This is a genomic window from Providencia sp. M-27 (assembly GCF_011077905.1).
Lineage (GTDB): Bacteria > Pseudomonadota > Gammaproteobacteria > Enterobacterales > Enterobacteriaceae > Providencia > Providencia huaxiensis.
The window spans coordinates 164,270-179,921 of the sequence record NZ_JAALBT010000002.1 but is presented as its reverse complement, the minus strand read 5'-3'; the positions used below and the strand labels follow the sequence as shown (position 1 = coordinate 179,921).

The following is a 15,652-nucleotide window of genomic DNA, read 5'->3' as shown; positions in this document are numbered from 1 at the left end:
GGTGATAATATGAATATCCTATTAGTCGAAGATGATCTTCAATTGGGAAAAGCGCTATGCCGTGGGTTAGAACTTGCAGGTTTTAACCCTTGTTGGGTCAGGCTACTTGCTGATGCAAAATTACAACTCGCATCTCGCAATTTTGATTTAATGCTTTTAGATTTAGGCTTACCTGATGGCGATGGTCATGATGAACTGATTACTTGGCGTAATATGGGAGAAACGATCCCAATAATAATTCTCACGGCAAGAAATCAAATGGATAACTTAGTTTCTAGCTTAGATTCAGGTGCTGATGACTTTTTAACAAAACCATTTGCTATGCCTGAGCTTATTTCTCGAGTAAAAGCCGTTAGTCGCCGTATGGCGGGTTTCTCATCTGAAATATGGCAATTGGGTAACCTACAATTAAATCCTCTTAATCACCAAGTCACCCTTAATGCGCAATTGTTGCTGCTCTCTGGGAAAGAATATCTATTGCTCTACGAACTAATAAAAAATGCAGATAATGTTGTCAGAAAAACGGATTTAGAGCAGCGCCTATTCGGATTAGATGATGTGGAAAGTAACTCTTTAGAGGTTCACATCCATAATTTACGCCGAAAGATAGGTAAAGACCGCATAATTACTATCCGCGGTATTGGTTATTTATTAAAAAAAGAAGTACCGCTAAGTGAAAGTTAAATCATTTTTTATTTATACCTTTGGGCTACAAATCAGCTCAGTTATTTTCCTTTGGTTATTATTAGTTGGCTGGCTACAGTTTTTTTATTGGCCCTCAATTCATGATGAGCTAAATGAACAACAAAGTGTCATCACCCAAGGGTTTGCTAAGACACTTGATGTGGTTGCTGATAAGCCAGAATATTTCAATAAAATAGCTGATAACCTACAAGAACTTTATTCTACTGCGATGGAAAGTGGCGATGACATTAGTTATCGGCCTTTTATGGTTGTTAGAGATAAACAAGGGAATGTCTATTACCGAAACAGTGACAAATTACATGTTCCATCGCTTAAATCTGTCTCTGAACTCGCAACATTACATAAAGACTGGCATTTTACTTCTGCATGGAATGATCAAGAAACTTTCGAAGTTGTTATTGCAGAGTCTTATAGTGACCGTAAATCCTTATTAGGTAACCCTGCCGAAGGCACAGCCATTCCTCTCGCGTTTATTTTGGGTATTATGTTGTTAGCAATATTAATTACCGCTTATTTTAGTCTGCGGCCTTTAAGACAATCTGCAAAACTCATCTCTAGCCGTCAGCCAGGTAATTTAACTCCAATAGAAACGAAGGAACAATATAAAGAAATTCGCCCTATTATTGATGCAATAAATAGCCTCATGTCTCGTGTTGATGCTGCAAATCAACGTGAAAAGCGCTTTATGGCAGATGCCGCACATGAATTAAGGACCCCCATAGCGGCTGTTATTGCTCAATTACATTTATTGATGCAAATTGATAATCCGAAAGAGAAAGAAGAAATTATTAATGATATGCAAGAGACGTTAAATCGCGCAGCCTCTTTATCGCATCAATTAATTGACCTAGCACGCTTAGAAACTGAAGACTTTTTATTAAATAAAGAGCTAATTGACCTGCCCGTATTAATCAGCCATTTAATATCCTCACACATACCTTACGCTATTAATAAAAATATTGATGTTGAACTACAAAGCCCAAAATCTTTTTATATCCTCACCGATAAACTCGCATTGAGTAATATTTTTACTAATTTGATTGAAAATGCGATTAAATACTGCCCAGAAGAAGGGAAAATAAAAGTCGTTTTAAAAGATCTTACCCCATTTGGTGGGACTATTTCTGTTCAAGATAATGGCCGAGGAATTCCAGAAGAGAGCCGCCAACTTATATTTTCTCGTTTTTATCGCGTTCCAGGAACGATGGAAACCGGAAGTGGTTTAGGTTTATCTATCGCTCAAAATTTAGCCCATAAAATTGGTGCTGTAATTAGAGTTACTGATGGATTAGACAATCAAGGTATCGGCTTTATTATTGACTTACCCTAAATCTAATTATGTTATTGAGTTAACAGCATTTGCTATTTTTTCTAGATAGAATACGCCTTTTATACGTTAATATACTTACACCTAAAAGAGGCAATAATGTCCAAGGCATTAGTAATTATTGATCTCATTGAAGAGATAATTGGTAAAAATGGCTTATCTAATTCGAGTTACCAGCAAACTTGCTCACGTAAAATCGTTGAGAAAGCTAATCGAGCAGCACAATATGCAAGAAACCATCATATTCCAGTGATTTGGGTTAAGGTTGGCTTTTCAGACAATTATCACGATGTTCCTGCTGGCTCCCCTATGTTTCAGCAAGCTAAAAAACTTGGAGCCTTAAAACTAAGTGGCACTGGGTGTAATTGGGCCCATGACCTTGAGGTAGCATTTCGTGATCCGGTAATGATTAAAAAAGGGGTTTCTGCATTTGCAGGAAACCATTTCCATAAATGGCTTACCGATAATGATATTACCGAGTTATTTATTGGCGGAGTTAGTACCGTAAAAGCAATTCAAAGTACTGCACGACAAGCCCATGATTTAGGATATACTGTCACAGTACTTGAGGATTTATGTGCGGCCCCAACGCTAGAACTCCATCAGCAAAGTCTTCAGGCACTAGAAGGCATGGTAACGATTTCTTCAGTTACAGAATTTATGCAATTAAAATAACATTTATATTTCTCATGTGATTATTTCAATTTTTGCAAGTATATCTCCCGTAGCCGGATAGCTAGTTTCCCCGGCTTACCTTCCCCAATTAATTGGTTATTCGCCATAATAACTGGCCAAACTAATGTTGTTGCAGAAGTAATAAAGATTTCTTTTGCTTCTAACATTTCATCAATACTAAATGGCTTTTCAACAATGTCTATTCCTTGTTCCCGAGCAAGTTGTAAAATTGCTTGACGAGTAATGCCTGGTAATATTTCATTATTTAACCCTCGTGTTTGTATTTGGTTCTGATGGTTAATAATAAAACAATTACTGGAACTTCCCTCAGTGACATAGCCATTTTTAACAAATATAGCGTCGTCTGCACCTTGCTGTTTAGCGTATTCTTTTGCCATGGAAGCTGCTAATAAAGCAACTGTTTTAATATCACAACGCTGCCAACGAATATCATCTACAGTTACGACTTTTATTCCATATTTTGAATTCTCATTTTCAACAATCTTCGTCTTTTGTGCAAATAAGACTAATGTTGGCTTCGTTTGTTTATCAGGATATAAAAAACTGCGTTGTTTCGCATTGCCACGTGTCAATTGTAGATATACAAGCCCTTCTTCTATATTATTCTGCTGAACTAATTGAAGATGAATTTGTTTTAATTCTGCTAAATCGTAGGGAAATGATAACTGTAATTCAGCACAAGAACGCTGCAAACGAGCCATATGATGTTCAAAGTCAACTAACTTACCGTTAATTATTGCAGTCACTTCATACACAGCATCCGCAAATAAAAACCCACGGTCAAAAACAGATACTGACGCTTCTTCTTCAGGTAAAAACTGGCCGTTTACATAAGCAATCATGAGCTATATTCCTTTATCAATCAAATCATTACCTAATCTCTTATTAACCATACACCATATTACAAAAATTACCTTTCAATTCTTCACATTTTTTATCTCTATTTGCAGATTCAGGCCCTCTTGTAAGAACCGCGACTAACAAAAAAACAAGCTGTAGCACAGCGACTAAAATATAGTTTAAAATTTAAAATTATTTTTAATATTAACTTGACATTAACATGTGAATAGCTAGAATGCTCTCACGTGATTTGGATCACATTTTAATTTGGAGTTCTCGATGAACAGCATCAAAGAATTTATCAGCAGTGTGCAAGAAGTTGTTGAATTACTATCTAAACGTTTTATGTAAGCAAGTTAATTATCTTTTAGTTAATCAAACCTTTAGTTACCTCATCATTAGCGTTAATTGCATTTATTTTGCACAACGATCTTGAAATCAAGGTCGTTTTTTTTATTCAAAAACATTCTCAATAATTTCAGCGACAACAGCTGTACCTAACGCAACCAAGATAAGGTCTCGGCCACTCATTTTCCATTCATAACCGACATAAACAGGTAATTGTGCTAAAAACGCAGAGGGTAACGTTTTTTTTGCAATACCTGGAGGAAGTGGTTTTCCCCTGCTAACTTGTTTTGCAATACCTGGAGGCAAGCCACGATATCCTGTCAATCCATATTCAATGGCCAAAGGCCTTACATTGCCAAAGCTCACATTAAAACTAACATTTGCTTCCCGATGCTTATCGTAATACTTACTTGATTTGACATGCTTTGCCTCTTGATTATTATTTCCTTTATTTGAGTTATCTTTGTTCTGCTTCCCTTTGTTTCCATGAACTTGTTGATGTCCTTTGCCATTTCCTTGGCCTTGATTACCATTGGGGGATGAATTGGCGAGTAATGGGGTAAAAACAATAATGGGCAATAAGATATACTGCAAAAGAACAGAACAAATCGGCCTTTTAAATCGGTTCATAATAAATTCCTGCAAAGTTAATATAACATTAGGACATTTTGTAGAACATTATGCTTAGTTATAAAGACTCACAATCAGAAAATACTTATCACACGTAATGTTATGTAAATGTTACTTAATCACTCAAATTAGTGAGCGCGCTCCTTTATAATAGCTCTTATTGCCATTAATATTATTTTCATATATTAGACAATACTTAGAACTAGTAATAAGAATTAAGACGGAGTTTAATGTTGCTCCCCATGAATTTTCGTTGTAAATATGATAAGGTCATTCAGCCTATGATATTTTTATAAACAATTGTTCCTAACACTCTAAAGAAGGAGAAACCATGCAGCAGCAACTGCTAGACTGGGTACGTCAATTCAACCAAGATTACGCTGACCTTGCCTCTTTACTTATGGTGCTCGGTTTAATCCTTATCGTCGCCTGCGTATTACACTTAATTCTACATAAAATATTCCTTCCACAACTCGAAAAACGTGGGCAAAAAAGTGCAGGAACTTGGGTGCATTTAATCACTCAACATAATCTTTTTAATCGCTTCGCATTCGTGATCCAAGGTGTTGTAGTCAATATCCAAGCAACGCTATGGTTACATTCAGGCTCGACTGCACAAGCCGTTTTAAAGGTTGGCTCACAGGCATGGTGCCTATTATTTGGCTTACTCACCCTTTATTCCGTTCTTGATATTATACTTGGTGTACTTCAACGTGCGGCCAAAACCGCGCATTTACCTCTTAGAGGAATATTTCAAAGTCTTAAACTGATTGCCACAATTCTAATTGGCATCATGATTATTGCACTATTAATAGGTAAATCGCCTCTGATTATTCTCAGCGGTCTTGGTGCAATGACAGCGGTCATGATGCTAGTGTTCAAAGACCCTATTATGGGGTTAGTTGCTGGGATACAACTTTCAGCCAACAACATGGTTAACATTGGCGATTGGTTAGAAATGCCTAAATACGGTGCTGATGGCGCTGTGGTTGATATTGGTTTAACTACGGTAAAAGTGCGTAACTGGGACAACACCGTTACGACCATTCCGACTTATGCGCTTATTTCTGATTCATTCAAAAACTGGAAAGGAATGACAGAATCAGGTGGACGCAGAATAAAGCGTAGTGTCCGCTTAGATGCCAGCAGTGTGCATTTTTTAACTTCTGAAGAAATCGCACAATGTATTAAGGCAAATTTACTTGAGCCCTACATCGAACAGAAAATATCTGAGATCCAAGTCTTTAATTCTAGCCTACCGGATGACAAAGCGGTGCCTTTGAATCAGCGTCGTTTGACAAATATAGGGACCTTCCGAGCTTATATTGAAGCTTATTTAAAATCACACCCTAATATTCACAAAAATATGACGATTATGGTCAGACAGCTAGAATCTGACTCAAATGGTATTCCAATCGAAATATATGCATTTACGAATACAACCGTGTGGGTGGAGTATGAAAGAATACAATCTGACATTTTTGACCATATCTTTTCCATCCTTCCGCAATTTAATCTGATGGTACATCAATCACCTACCGGAAATGATGTTAGAATGATAGGCCATTTCCCAGAAAAATAACTAATACTAAGTGATTAGTTAAATTTCCTTATCCATCTACATCTAAAGTAGTATCGAAAGAGGGAGATATCCCTCTTTACGCTTACTTTTCCACCCAGCGTTATATAAAGAATAACATTTCGATAGTTAACAAAAACAAAACTGATCGATGCTCTAACAAACAAAAAACCCTTATAAATTAAATAAATACATTTCCTTTATCGTGGATAACATTGATGTAAGTCATGTAACTCTACAGGATCTTTTTTTAACATATAAAACAAGATAGTAATGTTGTTATTTACATATAGGCAATGTCAATGCATAAAAATAAAATAAATACTCAATTTGGAAAACTGAGCAGGAGGGAGTTTATACAAACCTCTGCAACCGTTGCGGGTGTCGCTGCTGTTGCTGGCTCAATCACTCTACCTTTTGCTGTACAAGCAAAAACGCCAGCAATCATGCCTGACGAAGTCAGCGAAAAAATTAGCTATAGCGCATGCTTAGTAAACTGTGGCAGCCGCTGCCCATTAAAAGTTCATGTGAAAGATGGTGTTATCAGCCGTATTTCCAATGAAACGATGTATGACGACTCAACGTTAGGCGAACACCAAATTCGTCCATGTTTACGTGGCCGTTCAGTGCGTTGGAAAACCTACAATCCAGACCGTTTAAAATACCCAATGGTTCGTGTTGGTAAACGTGGTGAAGGTAAGTTTAAAAAGATTTCATGGGATGAAGCAACAACCATTATCGCTGAAAAATTAAAGTATACGATTGATAAATATGGAAGTGATGCCATTTATTATCAGTATGGCTCTGGGTCAACGGGTGCTAACTTACACGGCCGTGCAGCTTGTAAACGTTTATTAAGCTTAACTGGTGGTTTCTTGGGTGACTATGGTACATATTCATATGCTCAATTAATGGAAATCACACCTTATGTCTATGGTAGTGTAGAAGAATCCTATTTATCTGAAATCCAAAACTCTGACTTAGTTGTCATGTTTGGCCACAACCTTGCAGAAACGCGCATGTCTGGCGGCGGTCAATTCTACGAGACCCTCAATGCGTTAGATAAAAGCAAGGCAAAAGTGATTATCATTGACCCGCGTCGCACTGATAGCGTCACAACGCTTGGCGCTGAATGGATACCAATTTACCCCGGTACTGACGCTGCATTAGTTGCTGCTCTCGGTTATGTCATGATCGAAGAAGGCCTGACTGACGAAGAATTCCTGAACAACTATTGTGTTGGTTGGGATGAGTCTACCTTACCTGCTTCTGCACCACGCAATGCATCATATAAAGATTATATTTTAGGTAATGGGCCTGATGGCATCGCAAAAACCCCAGAGTGGGCGAGTAAATTAACGGGGATCTCCGTCGCACGCATTAAGCAACTTGCACGTGAAATTGGTAATGCCAATAGAGCATGGATCTCACAAGGCTGGGGCTTGCAACGTACCGAAAATGGTGAGCAAGCTTGTCGTTCAATCATGATGCTACCGTTAATGTCTGGGAACATTGGTCGTGCAGGAACGAACACAGGCCTGTGGGGTAATAGCTATGCTTATCCTGTTGCGGGATTTGCTTTACCTAACCCAGTCAAAGCCCTGATCCCAACTTATATGTGGTCAGAAGCTATTGTTCGTGGGAAAGAATTAACCGCAGAGAACGGTGGTATTAAAGGTGTCGATAAACTCAATAACGACATCAAATTTATGTGGTGTTACTCCAGTAATGTCATTGGTAACCAACATGGTGATTTAAACAAAACCCATGAAATACTTGCTGATGAGTCAAAATGTGAGTTCATTTTGGTGTGGGATAACCATGATACTCCATCCGCAAAATATGCAGATTTATTGTTACCGGATGTCACTACCGTTGAAACCAATGATTTAATCAATAACTCCTATGCAAGTGGTGCATACCACTATTTAGTTCGCCTACAAAATGCCATTGAGCCACTGTGGGAAAACCGCCCTAACTATGATGTATTAGCAGAAGTTGCTGAGAAAATGGGGGTAAAAGAACAATTCACAGAAGGCCGTACCTACGCCGAATGGATTGAGTTCTGTTATAACAAAACACGTGAAAAAATGCCTCATTTACCTGAATTCAGCGAAACTGACGGTGCGGGTATTATCGACCGTAAGTTCTTGAACAGTTCAGAAAATATTGCATTGAAGAAATTCCGTGATGACCCAATCAATAACCCATTGAAAACGCCGTCAGGTAAAGTGGAAATCTATTCGGAACAACTGGCTGAGCGTGTTAAAAATTGGGAGTTACCAGAAGGCCAACGTATCCCTGCTCTTCCTGAATATTGCGTCAATAAAGAAGGCGTTGAAGCCCAAGCAAGCCAACAGAAGCATCCGCTATTAATGACGGGCTTTCATGATAAAGGCCATGTGCATTCATCTTATTACAATGTTGCCATGCTCCGTGAAGCCATTCCGCATCAATTTTGGCTCAACCCAATTGATGCCCAGCAACGCGGCTTGAACAATGGTGACATGGCTGAAATATTTAATGATCGTGGCCGTATTCAAATTAAAGTGAAAGTGACAGAGCGTGTATTACCTGGTGTTATCGCTGTTCCACAAGGTGCATGGCGTACTCTCAATGAAGATGGGCTGGATATTGGTGGTTGTATCAACACACTGACCTCTCATGTTCCTTCGCCATTGGCTAAAGGTACCCCACAACATACTAACCTTGTTGAAGTTAAACGCGCTTAAGGAGTTGAATGATGAAACAATATGGCTTTTACTTTGACTCCACAAAATGCACTGGCTGTAAAACGTGTCAAGTCAGTTGTAAGGATGAAAAAGATTTAGATTTAGGTCCAAAATTCCGTCGTGTCTACGAGTTTGGTGGCGGAAGTTGGCAAAAGCAAGATGGTATTTGGCAGCAAAACGTCTTTAATTACTATCTTTCGATTTCATGTAACCATTGCTCAAACCCGACTTGTGTCGCAGGTTGCCCAACCGGTGCAATGCACAAACGTGAAGAGGATGGTTTAGTCGTAGTTGACCAATCTATTTGTGTGGGTTGCCGTTACTGTGAACTACGTTGCCCATATGGCGCACCACAGTTTGATGAGAAGAAAAAACTCATGACTAAATGTGACGGCTGTTATGAACGCGTCGCAAAAGGAATGAAACCAGTTTGTGTTGAATCTTGCCCGCAGCGTGCTTTAGATTTTGATGATATTAATGTTCTTCGTGAGTTACACGGGACAGAGTGTGGTATTGCGCCAATGCCAGACCCAAGCCTGACAAACCCAAATATTGTCATCAAACCACATAAAGATGCGAAGCCATTTGGCGATAAAAGTGGCGAATTAAAAAACCCTGCGGAGGTGTAAGATGCATGAATTACCACTCGTTTTTTTCACCGTCTTAGGACAGTCAGCTGCTGGGCTTTTTTTACTCGCTTATATCAGCCGTAAAATGGGGTCTATTGACGATAAACAGCTAAAAACTGCCAATATCGTTGCCTTTATTATTATGATAATTGGTTTGGGTATCGGTGGGTTACACGTTGGTCAACCACTACGCTTCTTCAATATGCTACTGGGTGTAGGCCGTTCGCCAATGAGTAATGAAGCGTTCTTAAGTGGCGTATTTGTTGGATGCGCTGCGGCAACGTTATTTTTCACTCTATTTTTCAAGCATACGTTATTGCGTGAACTGGCAAATATTGCCGCAGTAGTGTCAGGACTCGCATTTGTTTGGTCAATACCTCAAGTGTACAACATCGCCACTATTGCTAACTGGGACACCGGTTATACCACACTGCAAATGTGGATGACGATGTTAGTCGGTGGCGGTGCGCTCGCTATTGCAATTGGTGCGCGTGGCTTAGGTATTGCTTCGTTCTTAATTGGTACTTTCGCTATTTTTGCAAGCCGTGCTGGTTACCAAGCGTTTTTAGCCGAAACCGGCCCCGCTCTTAGCGGTGAGCAAACAGGCTTCTGGGGCTTCCAAGTTGTCGTCTTAGCCATTGCTTTAGCTGCATTTGTTGGTATGACGTTAAAGCAACGCGTACCAAGAGCAACATTAGCAACGTGTGCGGCAGCTGTTTTATTAGCTGAACTTGCAGGCCGTATCGCATTCTATAACTTGTGGCAGATAACCATGTAAGGCATTGTTCTTACTATGTTATAATTTATTATTAAAGAACCCCGTTTGGGGTTCTTTGTTTAGTAATCCCACATCATCCTGCATCGATACAGTGACAGGAAATCAGATAATGATGTCATGCTTTAACGCGAAATAAGACGGATAAAATAATATGATTGATACGACAATGATCCGCATCCTTGGTGCGTTTTTCTACTACCCTCCGCAATCGGACACGTTACGAAACGTCTACCCTGTTTTGGGTGAAATCCCACAGTTACACTCATGGGAAAATCCAGAGCAAATTCAGGCGATTTGTACTTCGTTGTCACAAACACAACCTGATGATATCTCGTATGATTATTCTATCTTATTCGAAGGACAAGGTAGTATGCCAGCGCCTCCATGGGGGTCTGTATATCTGGAACATGACAATTCTGTTATGGGAGAATCAACAGCGGCTTATCGCCATTTTTTGCAAACCAAAGGGTTAGTGACTGACACCGGACTTCGTGAGCCTGAAGACCAATTTGGCTTAATGATGATGGCTGTTTCTGCTTTAGCGGAACAAGAAGACGACAGCGCCATTATAACGCTATTTGAACAACATTTATTACCTTGGGCATATCGTTATTTAGAACTGGTGCAGGAAAGTAAAACTGAGACAGCCTTTTACCCTAACCTTGCGCAGATCACTGAAATTTACCTCAAATCACTACAGTTAGAATTAGCATTATCGCCAATCCATGCTGAGTTATTTCGTTAAATGAAAAGCGAAACCAAATGAGCTTATTAAGTAAGATATGGGCTCATTTGGTTTTAATCTAAAAAGAAGAATTTGGCTCTTGTAAAAATGCAATTTCTTCTTGTGTAGATGGCCGACCTAAAATTTCATTACGGTGCGGATAGCGACCAAATTTGTCAATAATCGCTTTATGTCGCATTTCATAATCTAATGTGCCGTCATCACCCAGCATGCGAAAGAGTTCAACGGCCTGTAAATGAATAAAACTGGATTCAGAATGCATAAATGGCATTAAAACAAACTTGCGCTGTGATAACGTCAGGAGGTTATAATCATGTTGCTTAATCGCCTCTTGCGCTAGTGCTAAAGCCATCCCATCTTGAGCAAAAGACTTTGGCGTATCACGCCATAGGTTACGTGAAAACTGGTCTAGAACAATAATTTCCGCTAAACGGCCTCGAATAGATGCCCGCCAATACGCTAATTCACCCTTAGCTGCGCGTTCACAAACATGAGCAAATCGTTGTGCTATCGTCAAATCAAATTTAGCATTTTTTTCAAACCATTGTTTTGGTGTCGATTCCTCAAACCAAAATGAAAACACTTCTTCCATGGAAGTCATGATTTATTCCTATCAATTTTCTTATTAGAGGTTGTCATAATCCTAGTTAAAAATAGTCTTAATTGACAGGCTTGAGCTCTAACATCGGTTATTTGTAGATAATTATTTTATTTTTTTGCGATCTGACACCAAAAAACACTCGATATCGACAGGGTTATTTTAATAATATACAGCGTTATTTATTATTAAATCATTTAATTTCTACTTATAATAATTCGCAACTTTTTAATTCATAAAGATTTGCTTTTTAGTGTGAATAAGAGAATTCATTATGTCTAAATACATACATTTGGTTAACTCAATGTTAGAATTTAACTTATAATGTGTGTGAATTAGAGAGCTACTTACAGTCATCACTTTTCAGCGGTTCATATTGGTTCTTATTAAGGAAGGCAATGTAAATGGCAGGACATATGGTACTCATTGGGTGGGCATTATGGGTGAGTCCTTGTGGCTCAGATTCATGTGATGCGTTACCTGTGACTGAAACTATTTTCACACAAGAACAATGTATTAGCCGAAAAGACTACCTAGAATCAAAACGGCCAAATCTCTATTTTCTATGTGGTGAAGTCTACCGCGATAGCAATGAAATGACCGCTGAAGAAAAACATGCCATTCCTGCGCCTCATCTTCCTCTAAGAACATTGCCTGAACGACTTTCTCGTTAGTTTGAGCTAATTCCTTTAGCTCAAACTTAAGCCAACCAAACTAAACAATTTCAGCTATTGGGCTCTCTGCTTCAACAAAATCCCCTTTAATCGCACAGTGTTTCAACGTTCCTGCTCGGTGTGCAACAATTTGAACTTCCATTTTCATCGCCTCCATGACACCGATTATATCCCCTTCAGAAACATTATTTCCGTGAGGGATCAGCCAGTTAAATAATAGCCCAGAGATAGGTGCATTGACCGCATCTGGGTTATGAATTATTTGAGGAACTGAATGGGTTGCAGCTGAACTATTGACTGAAAAGCCAGAAAACAGTTGTGTAGGTAAACCCAATTCGCAACGCTTTCCATCGATTTCAATAAAAGTGCGTGTCATTTCAGCAGGCGATAGTGGAATTTGCCGTTTTGCAGGTGGAATTTCCACATTAAATTCGGTCTCTATCCAACGCGTATGAACGCTAAAATTATCACAAAAATCAGTTTGTTCCATTACCGCTCTGTGGAATGGTAATACGGATGCAACGCCTTCAATATTAAATTCAGCCAAAGCACGACGTGCACGCAAAATGGCTTGCTCTCGTGTACTACCCACAACAATTAATTTCGCCATTAACGAATCAAAGGTACCCGGTATTGTTGTTCCCGCTGTTACACCACTATCGACACGAACCCCCGGCCCCGTTGGTGCATCAAAAACCGTAATAGTGCCAGGTGTCGGTAAAAAACCGTTTCCAGCATCTTCGGCATTAATACGAAATTCAAATGCATGCCCCCGAGGAGTCGGCATCTCATTAATACTTAAAGGTAAACCTTCTGCAATTCGCAATTGCTCAATCACTAAGTCAATACCTGCGGTTTCCTCTGTGACTGGGTGCTCAACTTGTAAACGCGTATTCACTTCTAGAAATGACAACGTGCCATCTTGGCTTAGCAAAAACTCAACGGTTCCGGCTCCCACATAGCCCGCTTTGCGGCAAATATCCGTTGAAGCTTGAATGATTTGCTGCTGTTGACTCTGAGATAAAAAAGGGGCTGGCGACTCTTCAACCAGTTTTTGATTACGCCGTTGTAGTGAGCAGTCACGAGTCCCCACCACCAGCACGTTACCATGCGTATCCGCAATAACTTGGGCTTCAATGTGCCGAGGGTTATGTAAAAATTGTTCAATAAAACATTCACCCCGGCCAAATGCAGCGGTCGCTTCGCGTACTGCTGAGTGATAAAGTTCTTCAACTTCATGGAGTTGCCAAGCTACTTTTAGCCCTCGGCCACCACCACCAAATGCCGCTTTAATAGCAATAGGTAAGCCGTGTTGATGAGCAAATTCAAGGACTTCCTGTGCACTATTCACAGGATCTTTTGTGCCAACCACTAGCGGTGCACCGACTTGCATTGCAATATGGCGAGCTTGAACCTTATCCCCTAGTATATCAATGCTATTTGCGCTCGGCCCAATCCAGATTAACCCTGCGGCTTCAACTGCACGCGCAAACTCAGCCCGTTCAGATAAAAAACCATACCCTGGATGCACCATGGTTGAACCTGACTGCTGAGCGATACTAATCAACTTTTCAATATTTAAATAACTTTCTGCTGGCGAGTTTCCCCCAAGCCCGTAGGCTTCATCAGCCATTGTGACGTGGAGAGCGTCAATATCGCTGTCCGCATAAACCGCAACAGACTGGAAACCATAATCACGACATGCACGGATAATACGAACTGCAATTTCGCCTCGATTAGCAATCAATACTTTATGTTTTTTGTTGTTATTCATTTTCATAAGCACAATGGCTCCCTTGTAGTACTTTAAATTCACCGAGTGGATTAAAACGTATTTTGGCATTCACAGGAATTTGCCCTGCTAAATCCAGATGATATTCACATACCGCGCCAATAACGGGATAACCGCCTGTTAAAGGGTGATCATTGAGAAACAAAACAGGCTGGCCATTGGCGGGGACTTGAATAGCACCAATGCAAGTTCCTTCGCTCGGTAGCTCCTGTAATTGTTCACGCTCTAACGGTTTTTCACTAAATAGTCGCAAACCTATTCGGTTTGATGACGCTGTAACTTGCCATAATTGGCTCGTTAGTTGTTCAACTGCTTGTTTTGTAAACCAATCCGCTCGAGGCCCTAATACCACATCCAAAACCACCACGTCGTTTTCTGTTGGGTAATCAAAAACAGGCGCCTCATATAATGAAACGGCTAATGGAGATGAATTACTGTTAACCGTGAGTGTTTGGCCCGCCGTGATTGGAGCTGGACCAACTTGCGCTAATGTATCAAACGAGCAGCTCGATAAAATAGGCTCTATATTGAAACCACCTCGGACAGCGAAATAACTACGAACTCCTTTGCTCGGGCGGCTCAGTTTGATGGTGTCGCCCTTTGCTAAATGAATCGGTTGATAAGTGTCAACTTGATATTGCTGGTCTTCTGCTGTGATAACGTCAATAGTACAAGGCGCTCCAGTCACTGCAACAATGAGGTCTTTGTGAACTTGAGCCTTAAACCCACCTTGCGTTATCTCTAAAACGGCAGAATCTGATTTATTCCCCACAATACGGTTTGCACTACGTAATGCCGATTTATCCATACCGCCTGATTCAGAGATCCCCAATGCCGATTGGCCTATACGCCCTAAATCTTGAAATAAAACCTGTAACCCCGTCGCTAAAACTGTTAAATCAGCACTGACATTCTTAGCATTTTTTTCAATACTTACTTTCGCTGGCAAGCTATAGCTAATTTGGCTTTTCGCGGCATCGATAAAGTTGACCCGCATGCCAGCTTGAACGAGTGCAGGTTCAGGTCGATTGATATCCCACATTAATAGTTCAGTCACACCAATTAGCTGCCATCCCCCTGGGCTAGCTTGTGGGTAAACGCTGCTAAACTCTCCAGCTAAGGCAACCGACCCCGCAGGGATGCGTACTCTTGGCGATTGACGCCTTGGGACGTTCAGCTTAGCTTCTTTCGAAACCATGTAACCAAAACCTGGGGCAAAACCGCTAAATGCAACCTGAAATTCATTTTCTGTATGACGACGTATTACTTCCGCAGTGGATATCCCTAAATGCGCTGCAACATCTGGTAAATCCTCGCCATTGTAGTGAACGGGGATAGTAACCAATTTACTGGCCTTGCCGACGACCGCCGACACATCTCTAAGTGATATCTTTTCAACCAAATCATTCACATTTGTCTTGATCGGGTTATAGTGAATTAAAATTGTCCTCGCTGCTGGCGTTATTTCGTCAATCCCATAAATTGGCATTTCTGTTAAGGAATCAGTCAATGCCATTGTTTGTTCAAGACTTTCCAACTCCACCATAAAGGCACTTAAATTGACGGGTAAAAATCTCAA

Annotated in this window: 14 protein-coding genes; 9 read left to right on the top strand and 5 right to left on the bottom strand. The window is 40.2% G+C overall.

What is annotated here, in order from left to right; translation table 11 throughout:
- Positions 1 to 9: 9 nt before the first annotated feature.
- The 3 genes from G6Q48_RS04110 (at position 10) to G6Q48_RS04100 (ending at position 2,707) form a co-directional block, all read left to right on the top strand.
- Positions 10 to 684, top strand: coding sequence for a response regulator (locus G6Q48_RS04110; protein WP_166264615.1), 675 nt, complete (start codon positions 10 to 12; stop codon positions 682 to 684).
- Positions 674 to 2,035 carry a sensor histidine kinase gene (locus tag G6Q48_RS04105; RefSeq protein ID WP_166264613.1) on the top strand — a complete coding sequence of 454 codons (1,362 nt, stop codon included), beginning with the start codon at positions 674 to 676 and terminating at the stop codon, positions 2,033 to 2,035. The genes G6Q48_RS04110 and G6Q48_RS04105 overlap by 11 nt, the downstream gene beginning before the upstream one ends.
- Before the next feature lie 96 nt (positions 2,036 to 2,131).
- On the top strand, positions 2,132 to 2,707 hold the full coding sequence (locus G6Q48_RS04100) for a cysteine hydrolase family protein (protein WP_102137681.1): 576 nt from the start codon (positions 2,132 to 2,134) through the stop codon (positions 2,705 to 2,707).
- A 20-nt stretch (positions 2,708 to 2,727) separates the two neighbouring features.
- Here G6Q48_RS04100 and G6Q48_RS04095 read toward each other — a convergent pair whose 3' ends face one another.
- Both G6Q48_RS04095 and G6Q48_RS04090 read right to left on the bottom strand, forming a co-directional pair.
- The gene (locus G6Q48_RS04095; RefSeq protein ID WP_166264611.1) at positions 2,728 to 3,570 is read right to left on the bottom strand and encodes a D-amino-acid transaminase; all 843 of its coding nucleotides are present in this window, start codon (positions 3,568 to 3,570) and stop codon (positions 2,728 to 2,730) included.
- 451 nt (positions 3,571 to 4,021) lie between these two features.
- A complete protein-coding gene (locus tag G6Q48_RS04090) occupies positions 4,022 to 4,546 on the bottom strand; it encodes an anti-virulence regulator CigR family protein (RefSeq protein WP_166264609.1) in 525 nt (174 codons plus the stop codon).
- 331 nt (positions 4,547 to 4,877) lie between these two features.
- Between G6Q48_RS04090 and G6Q48_RS04085 the strand changes: the two genes are divergently transcribed.
- From G6Q48_RS04085 to G6Q48_RS04065, 5 genes are all read left to right on the top strand, one after another.
- Positions 4,878 to 6,128, top strand: a complete 1,251-nt coding sequence (locus tag G6Q48_RS04085; RefSeq protein ID WP_166264607.1) for a mechanosensitive ion channel family protein — start codon at positions 4,878 to 4,880, stop codon at positions 6,126 to 6,128.
- A gap of 299 nt (positions 6,129 to 6,427) precedes the next feature.
- Complete coding sequence (locus G6Q48_RS04080; protein ID WP_102137677.1) at positions 6,428 to 8,857, top strand: DMSO/selenate family reductase complex A subunit; 2,430 nt, start codon at positions 6,428 to 6,430, stop codon at positions 8,855 to 8,857.
- An 11-nt stretch (positions 8,858 to 8,868) separates the two neighbouring features.
- Positions 8,869 to 9,486: a DMSO/selenate family reductase complex B subunit gene (locus G6Q48_RS04075; protein WP_125891252.1), complete on the top strand. Its 618-nt coding sequence runs from the start codon at positions 8,869 to 8,871 to the stop codon at positions 9,484 to 9,486.
- A gap of 1 nt (position 9,487) precedes the next feature.
- Positions 9,488 to 10,264 carry a dimethyl sulfoxide reductase anchor subunit family protein gene (locus tag G6Q48_RS04070; RefSeq protein ID WP_102137675.1) on the top strand — a complete coding sequence of 259 codons (777 nt, stop codon included), beginning with the start codon at positions 9,488 to 9,490 and terminating at the stop codon, positions 10,262 to 10,264.
- A 151-nt stretch (positions 10,265 to 10,415) separates the two neighbouring features.
- Positions 10,416 to 11,009: a TorD/DmsD family molecular chaperone gene (locus G6Q48_RS04065; protein ID WP_102137674.1), complete on the top strand. Its 594-nt coding sequence runs from the start codon at positions 10,416 to 10,418 to the stop codon at positions 11,007 to 11,009.
- Positions 11,010 to 11,067: 58 nt separating this feature from the next.
- Here the strand turns inward: G6Q48_RS04065 and G6Q48_RS04060 are convergent, their stop codons facing one another.
- The gene (locus tag G6Q48_RS04060; RefSeq protein WP_166264605.1) at positions 11,068 to 11,610 is read right to left on the bottom strand and encodes a DUF924 family protein; all 543 of its coding nucleotides are present in this window, start codon (positions 11,608 to 11,610) and stop codon (positions 11,068 to 11,070) included.
- Between the two features lie 401 nt (positions 11,611 to 12,011).
- Here G6Q48_RS04060 and G6Q48_RS04055 point away from each other — a divergent pair, with 401 nt between their 5' ends.
- Positions 12,012 to 12,281 (top strand): hypothetical protein, encoded by a 270-nt coding sequence (locus G6Q48_RS04055; RefSeq protein WP_102137672.1) that lies wholly within the window; start codon positions 12,012 to 12,014, stop codon positions 12,279 to 12,281.
- A 40-nt stretch (positions 12,282 to 12,321) separates the two neighbouring features.
- Here the strand turns inward: G6Q48_RS04055 and G6Q48_RS04050 are convergent, their stop codons facing one another.
- Both G6Q48_RS04050 and G6Q48_RS04045 read right to left on the bottom strand, forming a co-directional pair.
- Positions 12,322 to 14,061 (bottom strand): acetyl/propionyl/methylcrotonyl-CoA carboxylase subunit alpha, encoded by a 1,740-nt coding sequence (locus G6Q48_RS04050; RefSeq protein ID WP_207393007.1) that lies wholly within the window; start codon positions 14,059 to 14,061, stop codon positions 12,322 to 12,324.
- Positions 14,048 to 15,652, bottom strand: a complete 1,605-nt coding sequence (locus G6Q48_RS04045) for a 5-oxoprolinase/urea amidolyase family protein (RefSeq protein ID WP_166264603.1) — start codon at positions 15,650 to 15,652, stop codon at positions 14,048 to 14,050. Before G6Q48_RS04045 ends, G6Q48_RS04050 begins: the two co-directional genes overlap by 14 nt.

Coding starts and splice junctions, on each gene's coding strand:
- G6Q48_RS04110 (WP_166264615.1), top strand. CDS start 10: ATGAATATCCTATTAGTCGAAGATGATCTTCAATTGGGAAAAGCGCTA.
- G6Q48_RS04100 (WP_102137681.1), top strand. CDS start 2,132: ATGTCCAAGGCATTAGTAATTATTGATCTCATTGAAGAGATAATTGGT.
- G6Q48_RS04095 (WP_166264611.1), bottom strand. CDS start 3,570: ATGATTGCTTATGTAAACGGCCAGTTTTTACCTGAAGAAGAAGCGTCA.
- G6Q48_RS04090 (WP_166264609.1), bottom strand. CDS start 4,546: ATGAACCGATTTAAAAGGCCGATTTGTTCTGTTCTTTTGCAGTATATC.
- G6Q48_RS04085 (WP_166264607.1), top strand. CDS start 4,878: ATGCAGCAGCAACTGCTAGACTGGGTACGTCAATTCAACCAAGATTAC.
- G6Q48_RS04080 (WP_102137677.1), top strand. CDS start 6,428: ATGCATAAAAATAAAATAAATACTCAATTTGGAAAACTGAGCAGGAGG.
- G6Q48_RS04075 (WP_125891252.1), top strand. CDS start 8,869: ATGAAACAATATGGCTTTTACTTTGACTCCACAAAATGCACTGGCTGT.
- G6Q48_RS04070 (WP_102137675.1), top strand. CDS start 9,488: ATGCATGAATTACCACTCGTTTTTTTCACCGTCTTAGGACAGTCAGCT.
- G6Q48_RS04065 (WP_102137674.1), top strand. CDS start 10,416: ATGATTGATACGACAATGATCCGCATCCTTGGTGCGTTTTTCTACTAC.
- G6Q48_RS04060 (WP_166264605.1), bottom strand. CDS start 11,610: ATGACTTCCATGGAAGAAGTGTTTTCATTTTGGTTTGAGGAATCGACA.
- G6Q48_RS04055 (WP_102137672.1), top strand. CDS start 12,012: ATGGCAGGACATATGGTACTCATTGGGTGGGCATTATGGGTGAGTCCT.
- G6Q48_RS04050 (WP_207393007.1), bottom strand. CDS start 14,061: ATGAAAATGAATAACAACAAAAAACATAAAGTATTGATTGCTAATCGA.